This is a genomic window from Dactylosporangium salmoneum, from assembly GCF_039532525.1.
GTDB lineage: Bacteria > Actinomycetota > Actinomycetes > Mycobacteriales > Micromonosporaceae > Dactylosporangium > Dactylosporangium salmoneum.
This window is the reverse complement of record NZ_BAAARV010000025.1, coordinates 385,834-395,317: the sequence shown is the minus strand read 5'-3', so window position 1 is coordinate 395,317 and position 9,484 is coordinate 385,834. Positions and strand designations below refer to the sequence as shown.

The window sequence follows — 9,484 nt, the reverse complement described above, 5'->3', positions numbered from 1 at the left end:
TCGGCGGCCGCGGCCAGCCGGGCGGCGATCTCGTCGGCCCGCGCGACGGCCGCGGCGACGGATCGGCGCAGCGCCTCCTCGCGCCGCTTGCGCTCCTCCTCGCGGCGGCGCCGCTCCCGCTCCCGCCGCTCCTGCTCGGCCCGCTGCCGGCGCAGCTCGCCGCCGCGGATTTCGTGGTACTTCGGCGATCCGCTCAAAATCCAGCCTCCCTAGCGATGAGTCCCAGGCGCTCCTCGAGGCGCGGGCGCAGTCCGGCCACCGGCGGGACGCCGAGCCAGCGCACCGTGGCGTCGGCGGCCACCTCGAACTGCAGCCCCGCGCTCTCGTCCGGCTCGGCGGCGAGCCCCGCGTGCCGGTCGGTGAGCAGGTGGATGCGCTGGTTGGCCGAGCCGCGCCAGCGCACGGCGGCCTGCCGGCCGACCAGATAGGGCCCGTCCACGAGCACGTCCAGCGCGGCCAGCAGGCGGCGCTGGTCCGCGCTGCCGTGTCGGCGCAGGTGCTCGATCGTGTAGCCGGTGTAGGCGAGCACCGACAGGTCGCGGCGGGCGCGCACCCGCGCGACGAGCTCGGCCACGGCGCCGGCCTGGGCGAAGGGCTCGCCGCCGGAGATGGTGAGCCCGTCCGCGGCCTCGCGCGCGACCTGCTCGGCCAGCTCGGCCACGGGCACGTCGCGGCCGCCCTCGAACGGGATCCACTGTGGACTGACGCACTCCCGGCAGCCGATGCCGCAGCCCTGGACCCACACGACGAAGCGGCTTCCGGGCCCCAGCACGTGGCAGGCGGGGTGGGTCTCGGCGACCCGCAGCAGCGCCGTCATGCCCACCTCCGCGCGGCCGGGCGCGAGCGCCGGGCCAGGGCGGCCGCCGTCGGCGCGGTCGCGGCGCCGCCCGCCGCCGGGTAGTGCTCGCCCAAGCCGTGGTGACGGCGGTGGCACCAGACGCAGGCGGACAGGCCCTGGCGGTGGAAGTGGGCGGCGTCGTACCGGCAGCCGATGAGCTCGCGCTGCGCCTCCCCCAGCGCCGCGTCCCACTCCGCCGTGCCCGGGCGCGCGGTCGGGTCCCCGCTGAACGCCCGCCGGGCCAGCGCGACGACCGGCTCCGGCAGCAGCTCGGCGGTGAGCCGGCCCGGCACGGGCACGAACCGGTGCGGCTCCAGCAGCGGGCTGGCGCCGGCGCCGATGTTGCCCTCGATGCCGCGGTCGGCGCCCTCGCGCGGGATGCCCTCGAACGGGTGGTCGCCCTCCATGAGCAGCTGGCAGATCAGCACCGCCAGGCCGAACAGGTCGTGGCTCACGTCGCCGTGCGCGAGGGCCTGCCCCGGCGCGTACTCCGGGGTGACGTGCTCGGCCGGGAACGCCCGCCCGGTCGCCGGGTCGGTGAACTGGACGCTGTCGCAGTCGATGAGCACGACCCGGCCGTCCGGCTCGACCAGCACGTTGCCCGGGCTCACGTCGCCGACCACCACGCCGGCGCGGTGCAGCCGGCCGAACAGCCGGGTCAGGTTGCGCGCGACCCGCAGCAGCGTCGCCCAGTTCGGCCGCTCCAGCGCGGCCTGGCGCTGCTGCGGGTCGAACAGCGCGTGCAGCGAGACGCCCTCCACCCGGCGCAGCGCGACCGCGCGCACGTGGCCGGTGTCGTCGGTCAGCGGGTGCAGCGGCCAGGCGGCGTGGTGCTCCGGGGTGCCCGGCCACGCGGCCGGGGGCAGGCGCAGCAGCGCGGCCGTGCGCTCGTCCCTGGTCCCGGAGACGGTGCGGTACACCTTGAAGCAGAACCGCGGATTGCCGGCGCCGACCACGACCAGGCCCTGGGCGCCGCTGCCGATGGGCTGCGGGTCCGTGAGCACGACCGGGCGGCCCGGCTCGAAGTACAGCCTCATGCGCGGACCGCGAGGACCATCGTCTTGTCGTCGGCCGACGCCGCGGCGAACTCGGGCGAGTGCATGCGGTCGGTCAGCATCGCCGGGGAGTGCTCGGGGCCGGCGAAGGCGCTGAAGTACCGCCCGAAGTCCTGCGGCGCCCGCAGCACCCGTCCGCCGGCCGGCCCGCGCCCCGCGGCCAGGGCCGGCTCGACGAGCCCGTCGGTGCACAGCGCGAGCCCGGTCACCGCCGGGTCGAACAGCAGCTCCGCGCGCAGCGAGGCGGCCCGCCCGGGCGAGGTGAGGAACACCGCGGCGCCGTCGTCGGGCCCGGTGTCGGGCGGCACCAGCAGGTGCGTCCCGCCGCCGGCGTGCTCGACCACCGCGAAGCAGTCCCCGACCGCCACGAACAGGAAGGCCGGCGGGTGCGCGACGACGGCGAGCACCGTGGTGGCGAGGTCGGCGGGCGGACGGCCCAGCCCGGCGACCCAGGCGTCGAAGGTGTGCAGGAACCGGGAGACGTACCGCCGGCGCAGATCCCACCACCCGGAGCGCTCCCGCGGCGGCGCGCCGGCCAGGTCCTCGGCGACCCGGCAGGCCGCGGCCACGGCCGTGCGCGCGCCGCACGCCGACCACGCGGCCGAGCCGGCCCCGTCGGCCACCGCCAGCACGAAGCCGTCCCCGAGCCGCCGGTAGGCGTGGGCGTCCTGGTTCTCCCCGCCGCCGGCCAGGTGCAGCGGGCCGGCCGCCTCCGCGGTCACCACCCGCCACCCGGGCGGGAACTTCGCCGCCGCCACCGTCAGAGCCCGGTCTGGCGGATGAACCAGTCCTGCAGCTCGCGCAGCTCCCCGACGGTGTCCTGCACCCCGGCCTGCACCACCTCCGCCGGCGCGTTGCGCCCGCTGCTCATGACCCGGTCGATGCTCTGGCGCACCGCCTGCAGCACGAGGCTGAAGTTGTTGCGCTCCATGAGGTAGTTCGCCTGCGGCGCCAGTCCCTCCAGCACCTGCCGGTCGGCCCCGCGCACCCCGAAGGCGAAGAACAGCAGCCGCTGCTCCGCCTCCTGCCGGCGCAGCTCCTGGGCCAGGTCCCGCCACCGGTCGCTGGGCCGCCCGTCCTCGTCGCTCGGCGCCCCGTCGGTCAGCAGGTACACCAGCGGCCGGTACGCCATCGCGATCCCCTGCTCGGCGAGCTCCTCGCGGCGCCGGTCCACCAGCGCGAGGGCCCGCTGGATCGCGGGCACCATCGGCGAGTACCCGGACGCCACCAGCGTCGGCGGCGCGAACTCCCCGACCGGCACGAACGGCGACGGCAGCGGGTCGCGCCCGCGCCCCGACGGGTCGACGACGGTCGCCCCGCCCTCGCCGCCGGCCCCGAACGAGACCAGCGCGATCTCCCCGATCCGGCACAGGTTGGCATCGGCCCGGACCTCGTCGCGCCATGCGGCGAGCGCCGCGTTGAGCTCCCCGATCGCGTCCTGCTCGCGCATCGAGGACGAGTTGTCGACGACGAGGGCGATGAGCAGCCGGCTCTTCGCCCCCTGCACGTCCGGGAACGGGCCGGTCATGCCGCCTCCCTCTCGACGCCCAGGACGTCCCCGCCGGCCGCGGCGACGACGCACGCGGTGCCTGGCGTGTACGCCTCGTGCTGCCCCGATGGCGCGGTGGCCCAGCACAGGAGGGGGCCGTGGGCGACGTACCCGCCGGCCGCCGTGAAGTGGGTGCGCACCTCGACCCGGTCGCCGGCCGCGGGCTCCCCGGGCTGCGGCGCGAGCTCGACGGGCGCTTCGTCCGGCACGGTCCTCGCTTCGTCCGGCACGGTCCTGTTGAGCAGCAGGGTGAGTGCGCCGACGGAGACGACGCCGACGGTGACGCCGGCGGCGAGGTTGAACCCGCCCTCGCCGTCGGCGATGCGCCCCGCGGCCAGGGCCAGCGCGGCGGGGGTGCTCAGGCCGAGGGCCCGCATGAGCGGCGGCTGCTTCACGCCGTACCCTGACGGACAGTTCGGCGTGTAGTTTTCCGGCTACGCTGAGGTACGCTAAGTAATCTTGTTTGTGTAAATATGTTAGGGTGTCATTAGGCGGAGCGGCACCCAGCCCGAGTCATGCAGTGGGGGTCGGTAGCGCTCCCGACGCAGCCTTGGCGGCGGCATCGGCCAGAGCCGGAATCGCGGGCAGGTCGAGCGCGGAGACGGTGATGCGCACTGCGGGCGGGGTCGCGATGCGGTAAAGCGCCCCGGGGGCCACCGCATAACCGGCCTCCCGCAGCCGGGCCACGGCGGCGGTCTCGTCCGGCACCGACAGCCAGACGTTGAGCCCGGTGCGACCGGTGACCGTCAGCCCGCGCGCCCGCAGCGCGTCGACCAGCGCGGCACGGCGGGCCTCGTACTCGGCCCGCGCCCTCGCCACCGTCGCGGCCGTGGCCGGATCGCCCCACAGGTCGGCCACCAGGCGCTGCAGGACCAGCGAGACCCAGCCGGTGCCCAGCCGCTGCCGCCCCGTGAGCCGGGCGATGGTCGCGGCGTCCCCGGCCACGACGGCCAGGCGCAGGTCGGGGCCGAAGGGCTTGCTCACCGACCGCACGAACCCCCACGCCCCGGTGGCCCCGGCCAGCGGGTGCAGCGGCTCGACCGAGAGCTCGCCGGCGTGGTCGTCCTCGATCACCAGCGCGTCCGGGTGCGCCGCCAGCACCGCGCGCAGGTCGGCGGCGCGCGGCGCGGTGACGCTGGCGCCGGTCGGGTTGTGGGCGCGGCTGGTCACGACCACGGCACGCGCGCCCGCACGCAGGGCGTCGGCCAGGCCCTGCGGATCGGGGCCGGCGTCGTCGACCCGGACCGGGACCGGGCGCAGCCCGAGCGCCGCCACCAGGTCGAGCAGGTTGGCCCAGCCGGGGTCCTCGACCGCGACCCGGTCGCCGGGCAGCAGATGGGCGCCGAGCAGGCGCTCGACGCCGTCGAGGGCCCCGCCGACCACGGCCAGCTCGGCGGCGTCGACCCCCTCGCGGCCGAGGGCCTCGCGGGCCGCGGTGCGCAGCGGAGCGTAGCCGGTGCCGCCGGCGTACCCGGTCGGGGGCGGAGCGGCGGCCAGCCGGGCGAGGGCCGGGCCGAGGTCGGGCAGCAGGCGCGGGTCGGGGCCGCCGGAGGCCAGGTCGAGGGTGCCCTCGGGGACCTCGAGGCGGAACTGGCCGCGGGCGGCGGCCAGGGCCGGGCGGGGGCGGACCCTCGTACCCTGGCGGCCGGCCGACTCGGCGATGCCGCGCTGGCGAAGGGCCTGGTAGGCGGCGGCCACCGTGGCCGGGCTCACCCCCAGCTGGGTGGCGGCCGCCCGGATGGGGGGCAGCGCGGCGCCGGCGGAAAGGGCGCCGGAGCGTACGCCGGCCTCCACGGCGGCCGAGATCTCGCTCGCCGTGCGGCCGGCCAGAGCGAAGCCTGCGGTCACCCTCCGACCCTACGACAATCCCCCGAACCCGCAGCGCAACGAGGACCGCACGACAATCCCGAACCCGCAGCACAGCAAGACCCGCAGCGCACGCGAAGACCCGCGGCACAGCAAGACCCGCAGCGCACGCGAAGACCCGCAGCGCACGCGAAGACCCGCAGCGCACGCGAAGACCCGCAGCGCACGCGAAGACCCGCAGCGCACGCGAAGACCGCAACCGGCGCCGCGAAGTTGGCAATGGCATTGGCAACGGGTTGACAGCGCCCTGACGCAATGGCAACGATCGATGAGAGAGCGCTCTCTTGACCACCCCGCCATGTGATGCGAAAGCGCTGAAGGTGAGGCATCGTGTCCACCGCAAGAGTCATGTCCGCACTCGCCCTGGTCGCCGGGGGCCTCGTCGGGCTCGCCACCGCCGCCGCGGTCGCGCCCGGGGCCGCCCAGGCCGAGACCGTGCCACCGGCGCCCGCCGGCTGGACGACCGTGTTCGGCGACGACTTCGCCGGGGCCGCCGGGGCGCCGCCCTCGTCGGCGAACTGGTTCTACGACATCGGGACCGGGTTCGGCACCGGCGAGAAGGAGCACACCACCAACTCGACGCAGAATGTGTACCTCGACGGCTCCGGCCACCTGGTCCTCCAGGCCATCAACAACGGGGGGACGTGGACCTCAGGCCGCATCGAGAGCACCCGCTCCGACTTCCAGGCGCCGCCCGGCGGCAAGCTGCAGATGACGGCGTCGATCCGCCAGCCGAACCCGTCCGGCGGGCTCGGGTACTGGCCCGCGTTCTGGGCGCTGGGGGCGCCGATGCGCACCGGCGGCGGGTGGCCGCAGTCGGGCGAGATCGACATGATGGAGAACGTCAACGCGCTCGACGAGGCGTCCCAGACCCTGCACCACGCGGCGGGGAGCCAGGGGCACGGGCTGATTGCGTGCCCGGCGGCCGGGTCGTCGTGCCAGACGGGGTACCACACCTACTCCGTCATCGTCGACCGCACGAACACCGCCGCCGAGTCGTTGCAGTTCCTCATGGACGGCGTCGTGGAGAGCACGATCACCCAGTCGCAGGTCGGCACCTCGACCTGGCAGCAGGCGATCGACCACGGGTTCTTCATCATCTTCGACCTGGCCATCGGCGGGAACTACCCCGACGGGATCGCCGGGTTCACCACCCCGACGGCGGCCACGACGTCCGGCGGCGCGATGAGCGTGGCCTACGTGGCCGTCTACGAGCAGGGCGGCAACTCGACGCCCACGGCCACCCCGACCGCGACCGGGCAGGTCAAGGGCATCAACGGGCTGTGCCTGACCAACCAGAGCTCGCTGAACGTGGCCGGTAACCCGATGGGCGTGTCGACCTGCAACGGTACGGCGGGCCAGCAGTGGACCACCTACTCCGACAACACGGTCCGGGTCCAGGGCGGCTGCCTCGACGTCGTGTCGGCCGGGAAGACCAGCGGCACCAACGTCGACTGGTACCCCTGCAACCAGTCCAACGCGCAGGCCTGGACCCGCCAGGCCAACGGCTCCCTGGTCAACCCGAACTCCGGGCTGTGCCTGTCCGACCCGGGCGGGAACACCACCGCGCGGCTGGTGATCGAGACCTGCAACGGCTCCGCCCAGCAGACGTGGACGACGCCGAGCGGCACCACGCCGGGCAACACGGTCACCGTCACCAACCCGGGCAACCAGACCCACGCCGTCGGCAACGCGGTGCGGCTGCCGATCGCCGCGACCGACTCGGCGTCCGGGCAGACGCTGACCTACGGCGCCACCGGGCTGCCGCCGGGGCTGAGCATCGACCCGGCGACCGGGATCATCTCGGGCGGGCCGAACGCGGCGGGCACGTACACGGTGACGGTCACCGCGACCGACACCACGGGGGCGGCGGGCAGCGCGACGTTCACCTGGACGGTGACGCCGGGCCAGGGTCCGGCGTGCGGCACGACGAACATCGCGCGCAACGGGCACGCCACGTCGTCGGGCAACGAGGGCGCGGGGCTGCCGCCGGACAACGCGATCGACGGCAACCCGAACACCCGCTGGTCGAGCGCGTTCAGCGACCCGCAGTGGATCACCATCGACCTGGGCGCCACGTATTCGGTCTGCAAGGTGGTGCTCAACTGGGAGGCCGCCTACGGCAAGGCGTTCCAGATCCAGACGTCCGCCGACGGCGCCAGCTGGACGACGATCTACAACACCGCCACCGGCACGGGCGGCGTGCAGACGCTCGACGTGAGCGGGTCCGGGAGATACATCCGGATGTACGGCACCCAGCGGGCCACGGGCTACGGCTATTCGCTGTGGGAGTTCGAGGTGTACGCCACCGGCACCGTCAGCAGCTGCGGCACCGCCAACGCGGCGCTGGGCCGGCCGGTGACCGCCTCGTCGCAGCAGAACGCCGCCTTCCCGCCGGCGAACGCGGTCGACGGCAACACCGGCACCCGCTGGTCGAGCGCGGCGTCCGACCCGCAGTGGCTGCAGGTCGACCTGGGCGCGACCCAGAACATCTGCCGGGTCGGGCTGAACTGGGAGGCCGCCTACGCCAAGGCGTTCCAGATCCAGGCGTCGACCGACGGCACGAACTGGACGACGATCTACTCCACCACGACCGGGACCGGCGGCGCGCAGACGCTCGACGTGGCCGGGTCCGGCAGGTACGTCCGCATGTACGGCACCCAGCGGGCCACCCAGTACGGGTACTCGCTGTGGGAGTTCCAGGTGAACTCGAAGACCCTGGCATAAAAGGGCGTGACGGCAAGCCCTGACGGCCCGGCCGGCACCGGGCCGTCAGGAGCCGGGGCGGACCAGTCCGGTTTCGTAGGCCAGGACGACCGCCTGCGCGCGGTCGCGCAGCCGCAGCTTGGTGAAGATCCGCGCCACGTGGGTCTTCACCGTGGCCTCGCTCAGGGTCAGCTCCCGGGCCAGCTCGGCGTTGGACAGCCCGTGCCCGAGCAGGGTCAGCACCTCCAGCTCGCGCGGGGTCAGCGGGCCGAGGTCGCGATGCAGCGGCGCCGGGCCGTCCTGCGCGGCGAACCGCTCCACCAGCCGGCGGGTGATCGACGGGGCGAGCAGGGCGTCGCCGGTGCCGACCAGCCGTACCGCGTTCGCCAGATGCTCCGGGGTGACGTCCTTGAGCAGGAAGCCGCTCGCCCCGGCGACCAGCGCCGCGTAGACGTAGCGGTCCAGGTCGAACGTGGTGAGCATGATGACCCGGCAGCCGGGCAGGCGGGCGACGATCTGCCGGGTGGCGGCGAGCCCGTCGAGGTTCGGCATGCGGATGTCCATGAGGATCACGTCGGGGCGCAGCCGCTCGGCCGCGGAGACCGCCTCCACGCCGTCGGCGGCCTCGCCGACGACCTCCACGCCGCGGGCGTTGAGGATCATCCGGAATCCGGTGCGCACGAGCGCCTGGTCGTCGGCGATCAGCACCTTCGGTTCGCCGGTCACGCCGGGTCCAGCGGGATCCGGGCGCGGACGCGGAAGCCGCCGCCGAGGCGCCGCCGGGCGTCGAGGTCGCCGCCGTACACCGCGACCCGCTCGCGCAGGCCGACGAGCCCCCGCCCGGTGCCCTGGGGCGGCCGGGCGACCGGATCGCCGCCGGACAGCACGCTCGGGCCGGTGTTGAGGACCTCGATGCGCAGGTGGCGCTCGGCGTAGCGGACCTCGACCTCGGCCCGGTCGGCCCGGCCGTGCCTGAGGGCGTTGGTCAAAGCCTCCTGGATGATCCGGTACGCCGTGACGTCGATCCCCGCCGGCAGCGCCCTCGGCTCGCCGCCGATGCGCACGTCCACCGGCAGCCCGGCGAAGGCGATGCGGTCCACCAGCCGGGAGAGCCCCGACAGGCCCGGCTGGGGCGCGATGTCCTCGGCGGGCTCGGCGTCCGGGGAGCCGTCGGGCGCGGGCGCGAGCAGCCCGAGCAGGTGGCGCAGCTCCTTGAGCGCGTCGCGGCCGGCCCCCTCGACCGCGGCGAGGGCGCCGGCGGCGTCGGGCGGCACGGCGTGGCCGGTCGCGGCCAGCACCTCCCGCGCCGCGCCGGCCTGCACGACCATGACGCTCACGTTGTGGCTGACGATGTCGTGCAGCTCCCGGGCGATGCGGGCCCGCTCGGCCTCCACCGCCGTGGCGGCGGCCACCTGCCGCTCACGTTCGAGCAGCCAGCCCCGCTCCTCCAGCGCGCGGCGGTGCCGGCGG

General features: G+C 75.2%; 10 protein-coding genes. 1 reads left to right on the top strand and 9 read right to left on the bottom strand.

From position 1 onward, the window contains the following. The 7 genes from ABD352_RS18055 to ABD352_RS18025 form a co-directional block, all read right to left on the bottom strand. A partial coding sequence (locus ABD352_RS18055) for a hypothetical protein (protein ID WP_344613547.1) occupies window positions 1-197 on the bottom strand: 197 nt, incomplete at its 3' end. Further along, complete coding sequence (locus ABD352_RS18050; protein WP_344613546.1) at window positions 194-817, bottom strand: 4Fe-4S single cluster domain-containing protein; 624 nt, start codon at window positions 815-817, stop codon at window positions 194-196. The genes ABD352_RS18050 and ABD352_RS18055, both read right to left, overlap by 4 nt. Continuing rightward, window positions 814-1,875, bottom strand: coding sequence for a hypothetical protein (locus tag ABD352_RS18045; RefSeq protein WP_344613545.1), 1,062 nt, complete (start codon window positions 1,873-1,875; stop codon window positions 814-816). The genes ABD352_RS18050 and ABD352_RS18045 overlap by 4 nt, the downstream gene beginning before the upstream one ends. Continuing rightward, window positions 1,872-2,651, bottom strand: a complete 780-nt coding sequence (locus ABD352_RS18040) for a PP2C family serine/threonine-protein phosphatase (RefSeq protein WP_344613544.1) — start codon at window positions 2,649-2,651, stop codon at window positions 1,872-1,874. The genes ABD352_RS18045 and ABD352_RS18040 overlap by 4 nt, the downstream gene beginning before the upstream one ends. A 2-nt stretch (window positions 2,652-2,653) precedes the next feature. Further along, window positions 2,654-3,421, bottom strand: coding sequence for a vWA domain-containing protein (locus ABD352_RS18035; protein ID WP_344613543.1), 768 nt, complete (start codon window positions 3,419-3,421; stop codon window positions 2,654-2,656). Then, entirely contained in the window at window positions 3,418-3,837 is a 420-nt protein-coding gene (locus ABD352_RS18030) for a hypothetical protein (RefSeq protein WP_344613542.1), read from the bottom strand. The genes ABD352_RS18035 and ABD352_RS18030 overlap by 4 nt, the downstream gene beginning before the upstream one ends. A gap of 118 nt (window positions 3,838-3,955) precedes the next feature. Beyond that, window positions 3,956-5,290 (bottom strand): aminotransferase class I/II-fold pyridoxal phosphate-dependent enzyme, encoded by a 1,335-nt coding sequence (locus ABD352_RS18025; RefSeq protein ID WP_344613541.1) that lies wholly within the window; start codon window positions 5,288-5,290, stop codon window positions 3,956-3,958. 348 nt (window positions 5,291-5,638) lie between these two features. On the opposite strand from ABD352_RS18025, the gene ABD352_RS18020 reads away from it, so the two are divergent. Continuing rightward, window positions 5,639-8,035, top strand: a complete 2,397-nt coding sequence (locus ABD352_RS18020) for a discoidin domain-containing protein (protein ID WP_344613540.1) — start codon at window positions 5,639-5,641, stop codon at window positions 8,033-8,035. 45 nt (window positions 8,036-8,080) lie between these two features. On the opposite strand, the gene ABD352_RS18015 is transcribed toward ABD352_RS18020, so the two are convergent. Together ABD352_RS18015 and ABD352_RS18010 are read right to left on the bottom strand one after the other, a co-directional pair. Continuing rightward, window positions 8,081-8,740: a response regulator gene (locus tag ABD352_RS18015; protein ID WP_344613539.1), complete on the bottom strand. Its 660-nt coding sequence runs from the start codon at window positions 8,738-8,740 to the stop codon at window positions 8,081-8,083. Continuing rightward, window positions 8,737-9,484, bottom strand: a 748-nt coding sequence (locus ABD352_RS18010) for a sensor histidine kinase (protein WP_344613538.1), incomplete at its 5' end; no start/stop codon positions are given. The genes ABD352_RS18015 and ABD352_RS18010, both read right to left, overlap by 4 nt.

Bases quoted from the DNA above. Each gene is read 5' to 3' on its own strand.
- ABD352_RS18050 (WP_344613546.1), bottom strand. From the start codon at position 817: ATGACGGCGCTGCTGCGGGTCGCCGAGACCCACCCCGCCTGCCACGTG.
- ABD352_RS18045 (WP_344613545.1), bottom strand. From the start codon at position 1,875: ATGAGGCTGTACTTCGAGCCGGGCCGCCCGGTCGTGCTCACGGACCCG.
- ABD352_RS18035 (WP_344613543.1), bottom strand. From the start codon at position 3,421: ATGACCGGCCCGTTCCCGGACGTGCAGGGGGCGAAGAGCCGGCTGCTC.